Consider the following 15,800-nt stretch of genomic DNA (forward strand, 5'->3'; position numbering starts at 1 on the left):
ACGGTGAGTGAACAAAATGCCAATAGTTCGGCGGAGGAAACAAGAAGATCTGGCTGTTGATTGGGTATGCAATCAGGCATTCAGCCTGAATGCGACCGCATTGCGCAGCTAAAAGCACCGTAGTTCGACGGTGTTTTTACGCTTCGGACACGCGGACGGGGCACCAAACAGAAGTTTGTGATCGAGATGCTCGACGCCATGCTGCAACAGCAAGGCTGACGGCGGCTAAAACGGAACCCATTAAAAACCCCGGCGCGGCAGCCGGGGTTGGTGAGGGTTTTCAGCTAAGAAGGCCGATCAAATAGATCGGTCACCTTTTTCCGCTTTCGTCCGCAGTAACAATAGGAGTAAAACGGCCTGAACGACTCCGCCAAACAGCAATGAGGAATAGGCAACAAACCAGATGTAGCTCGACAGGACATTTAGCTGATACCGCTCTATCCAAACGTGCCAGTAGCTAGGGACAAAGAGCAAGCTCATAATTTGATGAGCAAAAATGCTTGCTAACCATCCAGCCAACACAGCTGTTGCGATACCCAACGCAAGAGTTTTTATCCTCCTGCTGCTCCAAGTAACTAGCGTCGCCACTAGAACAGTCTGAATCATGACAACCAACACGCTCGAATAGCTTCTGAGCCAGCTGTCAATCCAGAGCCAAGCCAGAGCTATCGAAATGCCAAAAATGGCAGCTCTCGTTTTATTAAGGGCCATTGATGGTTGCATTTCCGAAATCCCTTGATAAGTTTCCAGGAAAAAATCGACTTTGAATACCTGAGAAAACGCCCGACTGCATCAGGACATTTGATACCGCAGTGGCGCACTCCAGAGGGGCGGCCGTGGGCGAAATTGTGATTTGGTTGGAGATCTTCTCCTCCTGGGCCGCTGTTGTGTCTTTGCACTGCACATCAACCGTATCACCCAGACCTTCATGGTATTTTTTGAAATCATCAATACTTGCCTGCGTAACTTCCCCGGAGTTTCTGCTTTGCGTGAACCCCCCAGCTGGATCATAGAGTGGCCCATCTGTCGAGGTGTGAAGTGCAGAGTGCACGCCGAATCCGCCCGAATTTCTTACAGTCAGAAGGCAAGACTTCAACCCGGTCTCATCAATGTTATGAGTAGGTGAATTTAAAGCGTAGCTATACGTATTAAGTCCTCCGTACAACCCAATCGGATCAGACTGAATATACCGCCCGATACTCGCATCGTAATACCGATGCCAGTTGTACCAAAGCCCACTTTCACTATCGAAATACTGGCCGGGAAATGTTTTGATCTGCATCGTAAGCATGTCCCGGCCTAACCGTTGTTGGGCTTCGCAAACTCAGCCCAACCTACCGCGCTGAGTTTTCCACTCTCCTTGCCGAACCGAGTCTGCCGTCAACCAAGTAAAGGCAGGCGATTGTGAATACCGCAGTCCACGCCAAATACACATACGACAAATTTCCGTACTCTCTCGGCTCTAGCTGCTCCGGGTCTCCAAGGGTAATTACGCAGAGCGCAATAAAGTTAAACCAGATCAGAAGCTTCACTAACCATCGCCTCACGGACAGCTTGATAAGGTATGCAATGCCAAGCAATCCAAACGAAATGGTTAAAACATACTTAACTGCTCCACGTAACTCCGCATAAGGAGAAACAGGCAGAATTGAAATCAGAGCGCTGACAATTAGAAGTGCCCCGAGAATTTTGTGTCTATTTTCGACTGAAATCATTGCGAGCACCCACATTTCGAACTTGGATTCGTGCCTGCTTTAGCGTCTTGCACTCCCTCCATTCCTGCTGCATGAGCAGATAAAGAGTATGGCGACGTCTTAACTCCAAATAACCTCCCTAGCGGCTTCAGCGCAGCATGGAAATTCACCCCCATCTCAACAACCGCTGGATTGTCACCATAGGCCGCTACCGCCGAGTAGGCATACAAATAGTTTTCGGCATCCCGCAATGACGGATTATTCCAACTTTCAGCACCATTTTCCTTTCTGGCGCTATTTGCATAACCAAAAGCCACAAACGCATCGCCATTTGCTTTATCCATGAAGCCACACATTGCAGACGTGGCACCCTCTTCAAGCAGCCCAAGAGGGTCGATGAAACTTATCGGGTTGTTACTTACATAAGCATACGTATTCAGACCGCCCGCAAGTCCAATCGGATCACTCTGGATGTACCTTCCAATGGATGCATCGTAATACCGATGCCAGTTGTACCAGAGGCCGCTTTCTTGATCGAAGTACTGCCCGGGAAAGCCAATATTCAATCCACCAATCGTATCGGTCGTCACCGTCCGGTCAAACGCATAGTTACTGGCCCGCCATTTCACTGTCTTGGCGCTATCCGTCACCACTTCCGGCCGGCCTAGGTGGTCATTGTGAACATAGTACAGCACGTTATTACGAATGAGCCCGACCACTTCACCGCCGAAGCGCACGTAGATAGTGTTCAGCGTACTGGTGCCGTTGCCGGTTTCTGCAGCCAGGTTACCTGCTGGGTCATACAGGTAGCGATAGGTTCCGCTGCCGTTGCTCTTGTAAACCCGCTGGTTCAATGCATTGGTCAGGTAGCTGGTGCTGACCCCGTTACGGCTTACGGCTGATACATGATTGAACCCGCTGTAGGTCATCGCCAAGCTTGCGCCATCGGCATCAGTCATATTCGTAATATTGCCGCGTCCGTCGGAAGTGAAACTCCTGGCAAGTCCAGTCCGAGCCACGCTAGTCAGTTTGTTGCTAGTACTGTCTGTACCGTAGTTATAGCTATAGCCACCTGAGGTCGACGTGGTGCGGTTACCGTTGGCGTCATAGCCGATGGTCTGGGCACCACCACCCGTGACGGTCTTAACACGAGACAAACCATCGTAGCCAAAGGTTTGAGTCAGCCCGCCATTGATGCCATTGGTAACTTTGTAAAGATTGTTGTTAAACAGGTATTGATAGCTCAGGCTCTGAACATTGGCGCTGCTGATGCTGGTTAATCGCCAATCCGTATCGAAGTTGAGCGCCCGCGCCAAACCATTGCCAAAACTCCATCCGGCAACGGGGCCGAATGGCTGATAGCCGATGCCACTTACTATTGTTTTCCAGACGCCACCCACATAGGCCTTGATGGCGCTGATACTGTCGTTTTCTACGTTGTACTCATAGCGAACGATGACACCTCCGGGATAAACAATGTCCTGCAATCTACCCTTGCTATCGTAGTTGTAATCAAGCAGGAAACTCATCCCGTTAATAACTTGAGTATGGGTATCCAATGCGCCCCAGCTGGTGTAAGCATAACTGTTGCTGCCAGAGACATCCGTAAAACCGCACAACTTGCCGTTGCCATAACTACAGGAATCGTAGAGCAGATTTTGGCTTTGCCCGCTTGCGCTGATGCCGCTCAGCCGACCGATGCTGTCGTAGCCTAGGCTGGCCGTCGACCCATCTTGACGGGTAAAACTGCTCAATCGGCCGCCAGCTAGCACCGTCGCTGTGCTGTTGCCGGTATCGGGGCTGTTGGTATTCCAGGTATAGCCGAATGAATCCTTGCTATAGGCCGTCAATTTTCCGCGCGGATCGGTCACTGAGACCAGGTTGTCAAACGCATCATAGCCCAGGCTCGTTATGCCATTAGCTGGGTCGGTGACCTTCACCAATCGATTTAACGGATCGTAGTCTCGCGTTGTCGTGTTGCCGTAATAATCCTTGCTGGTTTTGAGGTTCCCGTTGCTATCGTAACTGAACTCAGTAACCTGCCCATTGTTGCCCCGGATTTTGAGCAATCGACTGCGACTGTCGTAATCTCGACTCTCGGAAAATTTCGTGTCGAAAGCCTGACTCACTACCCATTCACCATTTTGATACGTTTCGGTTGTGGTGATGCGTTTGCTTTCTCTCTTTGTCAGGTTCGACAGCAAATCATAGGTGTATACGGTTTCGAAATCAGTCCATTGGTGGTCACTGATCCCGCCCTCATATTGCGACTGTTCAATCAATCGCCCTGCTGCATCGTATTGATAGCTGATTGAAGTGCCACCGCCGGGTTTTGAAATTGAGGCCAGCTTACCCAACGCCGTATAACCATAACTTGTCGTAGTGGCTACGCCATTAATGTAACGAGTCTCAGATTTGATAAGGCCGTTGTCGTAATAGGTATAGTCAACATAGCTTCCGTCAGGCTGCGTTACACGCCCAACCCACCCCATGGCGTTGTAATTGCTGTAAACGGTTTTTTGGCCCAAACCATTACTTTCTTCTAGAAGGTTGCCGGCCGTGTCGTATTTGATTACTACCGTATCGTTGATATCGGTGGCAGGCCCATCAATGGTGACTTGGGTTAATAGCGAACCCGTGTAACCGTACGCGTAGGTTGTCACCTCTTGGCTCATTGTGCCGGTGCCGGTGTAGTCTGTTCGTGTAACAGACTGAATTCGCCCTTTGGACAGGCCGGACTGGAGATAAGCATAAATCGTTCGACTCTTTACCCCACCGGAGCGGTCACGGACCTCTGTACTTGTCAGCCAGTTTTCGACCGGGTCCCACGTGTTGAAAGTCCTACGTTCGTAATCACTACCGTAAACGTATTCACCTTCTCGGGTTTCCTGAAGCAACCCTTTGTCATCGTAGACATATCGGGTCCAATTCCCGTTCCAGTCTTTCGTCCCATCCAGAAAACCCCTACTATCGTAAGAGTTGCCGGCGCTAGCGTGAGGGCAAGTCACAGTGGCTGCCTGATTCACCGTCGAAAGCTTATCGACGCCATTGACTGGTGTGTAAACATAGGTAGCGGCCTGTCCCAATGCATCGGTCACGGTTGTCTGACGGTAACCTGCAGCATTTGTTCCATACACAAAAGTGGACTTTTCTACACCGTTCGCCAGCCCGCTTTCCTTGACCTTTCCGTTACTGTAGTAACTGTAAGTCGAATAGCGAACACCGTTTACGGAAATGCCGGTCAATCTGTGTCGACCACTTGAATCTTCGTAGTGATAGCTGCGAGTAACGGAGGGTATTCCGGGATATTTGACGCTGGCAAGATAGCCATAACTGTTGTAAGTGTAGGTGTAAACTTTACCTGCGGGATCGGTAATGGTGCTGACTTTGTTTCCGGACATGCTGAATTGCAGGTATTTGCCGTTAGTGTGCGTTACACGGTTGAGAAGGTTCACCCCCGAATAGGCAAAATCGTATCCCACTCCGCTTTCGTCCTTCAGCGACAAAATGAAACCAGAGCTGTTATAGCGCTCAGTTACGTTGTCTTCTGTCTTATGTGTCCATGTCCCGTCTGTTTCTTGTTTGAGTGAGGCGATGGAATTCGGCTTGCTATCATCCCAAACACCGCGCGCTGCATTCCACGTGTACATATATAAGGAGCCATCGGGCCGAGCGAGCAGAACACCAGCCATGGTGTTTATGCCGTTGCATGTGTCTGGTACACCAGGTTCAGGTCGACAGGTGATGTTGGTATAGACAAAATTCAATCTATAGTCGTAGGTACTCAGCCAATTTGCGCCAAAGATCCCTACATTGACAAGGTCTGATCGGTACTCGCGGGTCATAGCTAACGAGTACGCACCCAACGTCGCGAAATCAGGCTCTGTTTGTCGCTTTACACCCGAGGAAATCACTACAGGTCGTTTTGACGTTGGGTTTTTTTTATCGCACGGACCAGAGGTTTCGCTACTCTGTTCAGAGTCCGGGCTCTGCGGCTTGCCTCTACTTCCTGCATCCAAAAAGTAGGAAACATCTGGGCCTCCCGACCCGAATCGCGTGATCGTACAAATGGAATTGCCATGAACGGTGAAGGGTATTCCGTCTCCCGGCGGCTTTCCGTTGCTTTGGATTTTCGGACAACGAATTATGTAGGAATCCGCTGACGCTACTGGCAAAAACTGCGCTGCAAGCATTAAAGCAAAAAAAACAAAACGGACCATGTACTCAACTCCCAAAGTTATTTTTCTGTTAATCCGACATACCTGTTGAGTGCCACTAAAATTTGAACCACTAGTATGTGGCCGCAGCGTTAGCCGATGCCTACTAAGGAAATACTTGCTGTTCCCAAAGTTTTGGAGCATCGCTTTAGGAGTGCTGGTAAACGCATTGCAGAGATGTCCTTTTTGGGAGCGGTTTCATCTTCCGCCGTTCATCAGTGATCCACCCAACTCACTGGACTCGCTAACCCCGCACGGGTCACTCAGTACAGGGCCCGTCTTGGCTTGGAGCACCACATCACTACTGACATAGCCGACGTGCAAACTCCAGTTGAGCCCAAATGCCCATCGTGTCAGCTCTGCGCTGCAGCGGCCTCAATCCCATTGACCACCACGTTGTGTTCTGCATTCGACAGGCCTTGATCGAGGACATCGATGTGGATATTGCCATTGAAGCTATCGACAATTTGCCAAGTACCGTTGGCACTCGAGGTATCGAGTGAAGTTGGATGGCCAATACAGGCCATCAAAACTGCACTAACAGATAACGCAGACAGACCTTTCGGGTCGCAGGTGGGCAACTTCATTTGGGAACTTCCTTGTTTCTTGTTTATTTGTGGTTTTTTTGACCGACACAATAACGGACGACTGTCGGTAACGTCGTGACGCTAAAGGCCAGCCCGCAGACTGTCAAGCTGGCGTTCTATGATCTTCGGCAAGCATCCCATTTACTGCATGCACCTTTCTGGCTTGGCAACGGCGTCCTCACAGAGGGCTGCGGGCAAAGGCGACCATCTGACCAGTTTCGCTAGCGAAACTGGCCGTCACCATGTCTTGCTGTAAGGTGCGAAAAGCTGATTGACGAAATCGGCGCATACGCTGAGGTATATGGCGCTATCAGGCGTCAAGGTTGCACCGCCGTGGGCAAAGTTATTTCGGAGTCGTCGCAGGCTCTCGAAAAGGCGAATGCAATAAACGTTCTCCAGTGATGGGCTTGCAATATGTCGAAACCCGCTATCAGCAAGCCACCCTTCCGTTTCAGCTCGGTCAAGAATGCTTTTCAAGGAGTCCCTTGCCGAGGCGTTCGCCCGGATACGTAGTGCCTGTTCGATTATTCGGAACGTCTTAAACTGGACCTCAGGCGCCAGCGTCATCATGAAGTAGGTGTATAGCGCCATGTTTCTGGCGATATTGAATTGCTCACGCACTGCTTGCGGCACGCCATCGTGCATGCGAATTTCGCTGACAATGAAGTGGAGCCGCTCCAGAGTGGGGACGCCGTCTATCACCTGACCAAGCAGATGGTGGCGCTCATCCATTCGCAGGACCTCATTCAGGGTCTTTAATTCTTCCAGTAGTGCCATCGTTAATTCTTGGGCTTAGTCAGTCGGTGCCTACATGTATTCATCTAGTTCTCGCCATTGCTTGACAGGGCCCCAGCCCAGATCAGCCAAGGCGGTCTCCACCGGCAGTATCGCCAAGGTCGGCTGTGCATCTTGTAAAACAAAGAATGTATCTGGCAACAGTTGGTCGCCATGGAAAGGTGCTGTTTGAGTTAAGAGCTTTCCTGTTTGGATGTGGCCAGAATTTCTGGCGGCAAACACTCCCGAAAGTCACGTTGTATCGCAGGGACGCTTCCGTACAGCCTCGAATCGCGCGAAAGGACGACCATCACGATGCCAACCATGATCAGAAGTCCATTCGACATTTTGATGGCCTCTTCCAGAAGTGGACGTGGCAACCCGTTCTCTGAGCGCCTAATGGCATGTATTCCGCCATGGGCGAAAGAGCTCAATTGTTTCCAAGCAGAGCGCTTGAACTCGTCTAGCATTCGGAGCAGTTCTTTTATGAGCTCGTTGTTTCCTGCTACGCCTGGAAGCGCATTCAACATCTTTTGAAGGGATGGAAGCTTGTTTGCCTCTTCGTCGGATTCTTGTGTCAAATCGCTGTTGAGAAGGTCAACCCAGTGTTCTGCCGCGGCGTATAGTACCCAGACTGCCCGTGCGATGGACTCGTACTGCAATCGGATGAGCGCGATAGCCGAGATCAGGTTCTGATGCGCTATCAGCAACCGCGTGCTGTTGCCATGCTCAAATGACAACTTGCAAAGATTGCGAACAACCACCGCCCGCTTGTTCGTCGCAGGCGGTACTGTCTCGATTAAATTCACCAGCGCTCGCTCTAGTTCAAGCGAGCGCTGAAGCATGGTCTCGATATCCATCAAGTTTCGTCCGTATTGATGCTTTTATCGGCAATGCCCTTGGCCGGACCGCAGTCAACCTAGGTGCCTGCGTTTATCACTGTATCAATAATCCAGCAGCTCATTGCCCGCTCGTGCGGCATTAACCACTGCGCTGGAGTCAACAGATAGGTGCTCGTAAGGGCGAGCACCACTCAAGTAGCCATTGGGCGCATGAAACCAGAACGCAATTGCCCACGCGCTGGTGCCGTTCGCAAAGGACGCCATGATCTGTTTGATCTCAGGGCGCGGGGTGCCATGGACGGGGTCAAACTGATAAGCAGGAAATATTTCCACATTGCCAACGGTGACGGAAAATATTTCCTGCCCGGCAGTTAGCTCCGCAATGACTTCGCCAGCACACTCAGCCGAAAGCCCCATCCGTTTGGCTACTCCTTGGTAATCCAAATGCTCAACGCTGGAGATAATGTCGTAGCGCAGCTCAGCACCAAGCAGCCGCTGTCTTGTCGTGCCCTCCTGCAGCAACTCTGGCTGGGTAATCAACTCGAATGCCTCTCTTTGCTGTGACGCTTCATCCTTATTCATGTTTTCGCCATCCCTGATGGCAGGCCCCCAGCCTATGGCCGTCAGCGCCACCTCAAGCGCCTCGACAGCTTGTCGCCTTGAAGCGTCTCTGGCGAGAGCGAAGTCCTGTTGCGGAACCACACATTTGCCGGTCGTCGAGGTCATGCCATCGATAACGAAGATACCCCTGCCGCCCGGGTCAGTCGCCAGCAACACATAAATGCCTCGCCCCTCGTAACCTTTGATATCCCAACCCCAGCCGCCGTCATCCCGGCGCCAAACCCGATCCACCCTGACAGTCATGATGTAGCACCTCGAAGCAGGCTTTCGGGGATATCAAGGCGACGGTAGATATTCATCCGACAGCCGTCGACTGCCGGCCCATGCACTGGGGTAATGCCTTTCTTCGCGAGCCGCGCTGCCAACCAGCGCGGAGACTGCTGGTTCCGTTTGGCCAATGACGATGCCAGCACATACTCCTGCCGAAAGGCCGCAATAGCTCGGTCGGCTTCACTATGCGACAGCGGTGTCCGCGGGCATGAAAGCGCCTTATTTGCGATCAAGTGCTGAGCGACCTCGGGCTTGATGTGCAGCCGTGCAGCCAAGCCTGTCGGATACACCCACTGCTGAGACCGATGAATTCTGGCCCAGTCTCGTACCTCTGCCTTTGAGAAACAAAAACGCTGGATACCGGGTTCACTTGTTGGATGGCGGTAGATTGCCAACTCTCCAGCCATAACGGCCCGAACCAAGATCGCCGTGAGGCCGCGCTCAAGCAGCAGCGCATGCTTGGTTGCACGGTTGAACGACAATGCGTCCACCGGCAGCCCCGGCAACACGCGTGCTTCCCATCGAGACAGTAATTGCGCGAGCGCTGCGCCAGAGAAGTACGAAGCCATGCCGGCTTTGGTCGCTGGCAATACCGGTTGCAGGAAACCGGCGTGGACAACCGACCGAAACTGGGCCTTGTTGAGGCCAAGTCGATTCGCTGCCGCAGTTCCATCGAACAGGCCTTGCAGTTCGGCTTTCAGATGCACTACGGATGCCTGCTCGATGACCGTCAACGTTCGACCCCGTTCAGACGGTCGCTCCAGTGCATTGAGTTTGCCGATGTCAGTCAACCGACTGAGTACTGCCGGTGCAACCTCCAACTCCTGGGCCGCTGCCGATACGGTAAGCCAGCGATTTTGCTCACGGACGCGTTCAGTCGCTAGCCGATGGCGCCCGTTCAACGCTCTTCGCGCATGCAGGTCCTGCTTTAACTCAAAACGGACTCGAACCGGATCACGCGGGAGATGTTTGCAAAGCTGGCGAAGCTGACGGCCGAACGCCGTGAACAGCAGAGACTCTCTCGACTTGGGCAGGGCGCAGACGCTGCGCCAGTACAGGTCATCGAGAAAACCGTCGAAGGCGTGAGGCCAACTCTTCAACTGCGCCAGTCCTGCCAACAGAAGCGATTTGCGCGTCTCCACGGTGCGGCCATGGCGCTTGTGCAATGGTGTGTCACGGCCATTGGTGCAGGAGTAGGCGCCGATCAATATGGCCAACTTCAAGCGATGTGCCTTGCCAATTCGAGGCAACCCTGGCGCCCGTTTGCGTTCACTGGTCAGCCACTGAAATGTCTTCTCATCAAGCTCGGTGACCGAATTTTCAGGAACTTGGTCGAGGCGCATGCCACAGTCACAACGCAATAACTGTTCACGTTGCCAGCGAAGCGGTGTTTGGCAACCGGGACAAGTATCGAGAAGCCAAGTTTGGTGTTGCTGGCACCAGAGTGAATCATCGCGATCCCACTCGCGAAGAAAATGTCCGCCCTCCTTCAAACACCTGCTACAGCACTTCGACAAACCATGTCGCAGTGCGGCCCTCGCATGATTCAGCAGTACTCGGCCTGGCAATCCATTCTGGTTGGCCTTGCGGACGAGATGTCCGGTCACGGACTCACCGGCAGCGCGCACCGGCCGCCGTGGCATCGGCACCGACCGAGCCGTCTCATGCACAGAGTGGAATGACATATTGACCTCCTTCCTGCTTTGCTTGCCACGTCGCCAAAGCCTGACGAGTGACGCCAATGTCGTTGCGATAGTTGCCCGTCTTGTCGATGAGATAGCAACGAATTAGCTGATTCGCGATGGCAGTTTCTGCGTGCATAAGCTGACGTTCCGGCAAAGCATGCTCAATCTCGCCCAACGATATGTAGTGCTCACTTTTTTCACGGCTACCGACAACCAAGCGGCGAACCAAGAGTTCAAACGCATCGAGCGATTGTTGGCGGTGCGTTTGAAACTGGAAGCGCTTTGCACGTGCACTCCGCTGTACCGGCACTTGCTCGGATGAATGCCGTACCTTCTTCGGCCTTGCGCGATTCAGCCGACGTAGCGAGACCACAGCCTTTTGCGATTGGTAATAGCCTGGCAATTTCAAAGACCACTGACAGGTACAACTGCTGAGCTTGGGTCGCCTGATCGCATGGACTGTTGGCAACCGAACATCACCTGGTTCATGGCTGGAGTGAGTTCGGGCTCGGTCGACAAGCACCAGAAAATCCTCGGCCAGCAATGCCGGCAACCACCTGAAACTGTCGGTGGGTACCGGAAGTGGCCATGTCGACGCGACTTCGCCTTGGTTGAGCGCTCGCCCCAACCATCGGCAAGCCGCCAGAAATCCGGTGTCGTTTCGTGGTGGCGGAAAGCGCTGCGCCAACGCTGCTATGAGAACAAACCGCCAATTGGCGGCATTGCTGAGCAGCCAGTCGCGACATGCAGTGAAATAGCACTGCTGCTCGGCAAAGGACGGATCTTTGGGCCGTGGTAGCGCTGTGGAAACCAACGAACGCAGCACGGAAGGTCGCTGCGTTAACGGCACCGACCAGAGTCCCGCCAGGATATCGACGGTCGGGCTCTCGCTGGCACCTGACAGCCAGGCATGCACCGCTTGCGCGGTGCATGCCTCGGCTTCATTGCAGGGAAGTTTCGAAAAATGGATGATTGCTGTTCGGCAGGTTTGACACCGCTGATGCACAAGCCATGTCCACGAGGTTGGCGTTCGACAGTTCGGGCAATACGCGTGCAACTTGATCCCGTGGCGCACACAAACCGCGAAATAAGGATGTGCCGCGATCATTGACAGCTTGCTACCCTCGGCAATACAGGCCGTACACAGGGCACCGGCGAGCCACGTGTCGTCCTCTTGCTCGGATCGGCGTGAGAACATCATCGCGGCACAGAGCTGCTGCTGTTTGATGATGTCGAGATAGCCGTTAACCGGATTTTCGACTACTGCTGCAGTAATGACTTTGCGATTCGGCCGCGAAGCCGTGTAGCCATTGGCGCGCAAAGCTCGGTTTACCAGTGATGCCGGAAACTCATCAGCTCCCGTTGCGGGTCGGCGGACCAAACGAAGTGTCATCAAGCGGCCCTCCGTGTGACGTGAGCGACATTCACCGGCGCGAACGGCTCATACACACCGACCAAGGCGCGCATCCGAAAATCGGGGTGAAACGGGTTGTCTTCATTCTTGGCGCCAGGCCAGACATAGCGCTGAAACGACAGCTCCAAGTGCTCACGGCTGATGAAATCAGCACCATTTTCGAGCGCGATATCGCCGGCCAGGCCCACCACTTTGTTGAGGTAATCGATCAAGCCATTTGAGGCAAACCACAACGGCAACAACAGGTTTTCGGTTGAGATGCGCTGAGTTTGCTCAAACGGCAGCATCGCCTCCAACTTGCGGAGGTAGCGAAAGAACTCCTGCTGATCTGTGGCAGTCTCGACCGAGAACGGCTTGATGACATGGTCCAGATTGAAGCGCCGGCGGAACTGTTCGTTGGATTGGCGAATCAACCCCGTACGCGGCAGGCCAACCAGCACAAGAGACACTGGTAGGTCTTCGAGCAAAACTTTCAGCCAATCACCCATTTCGGCAACAGCATCTTGACCGCGGCGGTCAATGAAGTGCTGGAACTCATCAAGCACGATCACTTTCGTCTTGCAGCCCTGCAACAGTGTACGTAGCTGTTTGGTGAGCTGGTCCTGGTCGGGTCGGCCCAACACCACGGCGCCCATCGCGCCAATGACATTTCGGGCGACCGATTTGGCGGTGGGTCGAGACGGTAAGGTGGCGCATACCACCGGAATTTCGTCGCCTTCGGGGCCATTACTAATCGGATGGTTCTGTCGAAATATTCGGCAAAGCGTCGACTTGCCGGTACCGGACTCCCCGCACAGCGTGGCGTTAAGCGTCCCGTTCGACTGATAAATCATTTCGAGAGTATCCAGCGCGCGCGCGAATCCTCTATGGAGAACAGGCGTGTGCGAAACAGCGGCTTCAATGTGCTTGTAACAATTAACCGAACTCATGATTACACCCCCTCGCTTAGTTTGCTTCGCAATCGATAAGGACTTTTGGGGCCTGTGCGGCAGCGACCTGCTGCTGCGTCAAGCCTTTGCGATTCCGTGCGGCCTTACGCTCACCTTCGAGTTTGGCCTTCTGAGTGCGCTGGCTAAGCTTGGTTTGTGCGGCCATGTCATCGATCGTGTCGACCAGACGAGCGGTTGCATGCGCCTCTTCCATATCAGAACCCTTACGCTTTGCTTTCAGACGCAATTTGTGTTCGTACAGGCTGAGGCCGACATACTGTTCATGGTGTACGGCTTGAACCAGGACAAAGTCCTTTGAACCGGTCGGCGCGACAAATACAGAGGTCAGATCATCCGGGTAGTACCGGACGTCAACGACGATCGTTTCGCCGTACCGCTTGCGTATTTCCTGTAGCTCTGGACTGTTGTATTGGATGGAATGAAGTTCAACGCCTTTGTGGCTGAGGGTGCGCGTCGTGAATTCGGACAAGGCGAACTCAAGCGCTTCTGCAGATGCGGGCAGTAAGGGTGGAATGATTTCGGCACGGTGATTCCAGCGCTCGATCGGCGGTTCGCCCGTGGTCGAATGCACACGCGGGTGGTACACCTCGATGATCCACTGATGCAGCAGCTCCTCGAACTGGCTGATCGTGATACAGGCTTCCTTGATCGATTCGTAGTCTTGGCGTTCACTGGCCTTGTAGAAGGAACGACCGGGCAACAGATCACTCACGCCGCGATTGATGGATTGATTGAACCGCTCAATAACGCCATGCATGTGGGGTTGACGACGCGGAATGAAGATGACATCCGCGCCGAGGTCGAACAGGCTGGCACGAAGTGACTCGGAATGAAACTCTGAACCATTGTCCAACCAGTACTGCAGCCCAATTCCATAACATGGCCACCGCCAATTTTTTCCAGGGTATTTTAGGTCCAGGTACTTCTTGGGCATGATCGCGTGATAGAGCGCGCGCTTGACACTCCATGCCGGCGTGCCACCAATGCTGATGGCGTAGCCAAGAATGGCTCGGGAATAGACGTCGATGATGAGTGTGAGGATGGCCCGCTTGATGACTTTCTCGGTCAGGTCGTCAATCAGAAAGGCATCAATCGGTGTGTGGTCGATCTCGACCCGCTCAAGGATGGTGCTGACTTCGACGCCAGCGCCCGACATCCGAAATTTCTTGTCCGCGATCCGACGGCCGTGCCTGGCTCTCTCGACATTATATGAGGGCAGAGCTCGTAAACGCCGATAAAAGGTTGCACGTGAGGGTAGTGGAATATCGTCGTTATGTTGTTGGTTGTGGCGCGCGATTTGGGAACGTACAACGTTGAACGCTACTTTGGCAGCCTTGCGCTGTTTTGACAGATATTGCGGCAGCCCAGCTTCTTGAATGAAATGGTCTGTGCGCTTGTCGATTCGGGACCCAATTCGGCCGCGCAGGCACTCGCGCCCAATTAAAGCTACTGGATTGTCACCCGACTTCCTGTACTTCCTCGCCCAATACGTTATGGTTCCTGGGGCCGGAATCTCCTGTTCTGGGAATCGGATTTTCAGCTCCGTCGTCACGTCTTCCGTGATATCGCTTGTGACGAACTTCTCCTTGCCAACAAACTCTTTCGTGCTCAGGACAAGTGCCTGGCGAAACATCGCTTCTGCACGTTGTTTTTCACTGACATGAAGAAGTGATGTCGGTTGGAAGCGCTTTGCGGCCCCCGTTTTTTCGTCGTACTGCGGTTTGCTCGCATCCTCGCAGGCAATACGGAGCTTCTTTTCGGAATAGAGGTCGATCAGCTCGGAACGGCTTTTTTGTTGGATGCCGCCGTTCTGTTCATTCTTGAGCAGATAGGTCTCGTTCTCGTCAATGTTGACGATCTTCCATGGCTTGCCACGGACCGTCAGTTGGGTGCCAACCGTCAAAGTGAGGTGGTTCATCGTGTCCTCCGGGTGAGATGGGTGTTTCATCAACGAGCGGGGACTGCAAACTCGCGCTCACGTACTTTTGGGCGATCAACGCTAACGCCACCTGCCTGTCGCCGGTGACGGCAGCGAGCTGCCCAAAATTGGCTGGGGAGTGTCGATAGACAGCATCAACAATCGTTGGAAGCTGAGGCACTGCGTAGCTGAGATACGGCTTGAGCTGAATGAGATTGGAAAGGTGGTAGGCAGCGCTGAAATCGTGTTCGGTTACCACCGAATACAGCAGCCCATGCTCGGCGAGAGCATGGGCCACGCGAGTCAGGCGCCGTCGAAGCGACTCGTCTTCAGCTAGGCGTTCAGCCGCTTTGATTTCGATTACGAGTTTCCGGCCGGACTTTAGCGTCAGCAGAAAATCCGGAAAGGCGGAGAACGGTTCTGGTCCCGGCACCCTCACCTCAAGCGCCTGCTCTTGTATCGCGGCCGCAACTGACCAATAAAGGACGGACAAAACAAACCGCCGCTCAATCCCAGACTCCGTCGCAATAAAGCGGCGAGCTTTGGGGTCATTCATCCAAGCTCTGACGGTTTCCTTGGACCGGCTCATTGGGTCACGGACAGTCGGGTTACCCCAGCGAATTGCTGAGGTGGGCGGTTTTTCGGGCGTGATCAGCCCCCCGCCGGCAAACAGGTCAACCAGCATTTCTCAATCTCCAGGCAAAGCTATCCCTGCAGCAGAACGCTGATGGCTTTCCTCAAGGGCGAGTGCCACTACAGCAAGATCCGCTGTTTTCTTTCGCAGCCTTGGTTGGGGAAAAGACGTCCTGGGAGCCTTGACGCTCAGGG

General features: G+C 53.4%; 12 protein-coding genes. All 12 read right to left on the reverse strand.

Translation table 11 applies throughout. The annotated features are described in order from the left end of the window. Positions 1-297: 297 nt before the first annotated feature. Positions 298-723 (reverse strand): hypothetical protein, encoded by a 426-nt coding sequence (locus HPT27_RS03110; RefSeq protein ID WP_172238806.1) that lies wholly within the window; start codon positions 721-723, stop codon positions 298-300. Then, positions 701-1,282, reverse strand: coding sequence for an RHS repeat-associated core domain-containing protein (locus HPT27_RS03115; protein ID WP_235950840.1), 582 nt, complete (start codon positions 1,280-1,282; stop codon positions 701-703). Before HPT27_RS03115 ends, HPT27_RS03110 begins: the two co-directional genes overlap by 23 nt. Positions 1,283-1,711: 429 nt before the next feature. After that, on the reverse strand, positions 1,712-5,914 hold the full coding sequence (locus HPT27_RS03120) for an RHS repeat-associated core domain-containing protein (protein WP_172238812.1): 4,203 nt from the start codon (positions 5,912-5,914) through the stop codon (positions 1,712-1,714). Between the two features lie 350 nt (positions 5,915-6,264). Beyond that, complete coding sequence (locus HPT27_RS03125) at positions 6,265-6,498, reverse strand: hypothetical protein (RefSeq protein WP_172238815.1); 234 nt, start codon at positions 6,496-6,498, stop codon at positions 6,265-6,267. A gap of 237 nt (positions 6,499-6,735) precedes the next feature. Continuing rightward, a complete protein-coding gene (locus HPT27_RS03130; RefSeq protein WP_172238818.1) occupies positions 6,736-7,275 on the reverse strand; it encodes a hypothetical protein in 540 nt (179 codons plus the stop codon). 191 nt (positions 7,276-7,466) lie between these two features. Next, on the reverse strand, positions 7,467-8,132 hold the full coding sequence (locus HPT27_RS03135; protein ID WP_172238821.1) for a DUF6988 family protein: 666 nt from the start codon (positions 8,130-8,132) through the stop codon (positions 7,467-7,469). 84 nt (positions 8,133-8,216) lie between these two features. After that, a complete protein-coding gene (locus HPT27_RS03140) occupies positions 8,217-8,978 on the reverse strand; it encodes a hypothetical protein (protein ID WP_172238824.1) in 762 nt (253 codons plus the stop codon). Next, positions 8,975-10,348 (reverse strand): hypothetical protein, encoded by a 1,374-nt coding sequence (locus tag HPT27_RS03145; protein WP_172238827.1) that lies wholly within the window; start codon positions 10,346-10,348, stop codon positions 8,975-8,977. Before HPT27_RS03145 ends, HPT27_RS03140 begins: the two co-directional genes overlap by 4 nt. Before the next feature lie 319 nt (positions 10,349-10,667). Next, positions 10,668-12,083 (reverse strand): hypothetical protein, encoded by a 1,416-nt coding sequence (locus tag HPT27_RS03150; protein WP_172238830.1) that lies wholly within the window; start codon positions 12,081-12,083, stop codon positions 10,668-10,670. Beyond that, complete coding sequence (locus tag HPT27_RS03155) at positions 12,083-13,033, reverse strand: TniB family NTP-binding protein (RefSeq protein WP_172238833.1); 951 nt, start codon at positions 13,031-13,033, stop codon at positions 12,083-12,085. The genes HPT27_RS03150 and HPT27_RS03155 overlap by 1 nt, the downstream gene beginning before the upstream one ends. Before the next feature lie 16 nt (positions 13,034-13,049). After that, positions 13,050-14,972 carry a Mu transposase C-terminal domain-containing protein gene (locus HPT27_RS03160; protein ID WP_172238836.1) on the reverse strand — a complete coding sequence of 641 codons (1,923 nt, stop codon included), beginning with the start codon at positions 14,970-14,972 and terminating at the stop codon, positions 13,050-13,052. Beyond that, positions 14,899-15,657 carry a hypothetical protein gene (locus tag HPT27_RS03165; protein WP_172238839.1) on the reverse strand — a complete coding sequence of 253 codons (759 nt, stop codon included), beginning with the start codon at positions 15,655-15,657 and terminating at the stop codon, positions 14,899-14,901. Before HPT27_RS03165 ends, HPT27_RS03160 begins: the two co-directional genes overlap by 74 nt. Between the last annotated feature and the right edge of the window lie 143 nt (positions 15,658-15,800).

It is taken from the genome of Permianibacter fluminis, assembly GCF_013179735.1.
GTDB lineage: Bacteria > Pseudomonadota > Gammaproteobacteria > Enterobacterales > Permianibacteraceae > Permianibacter > Permianibacter fluminis.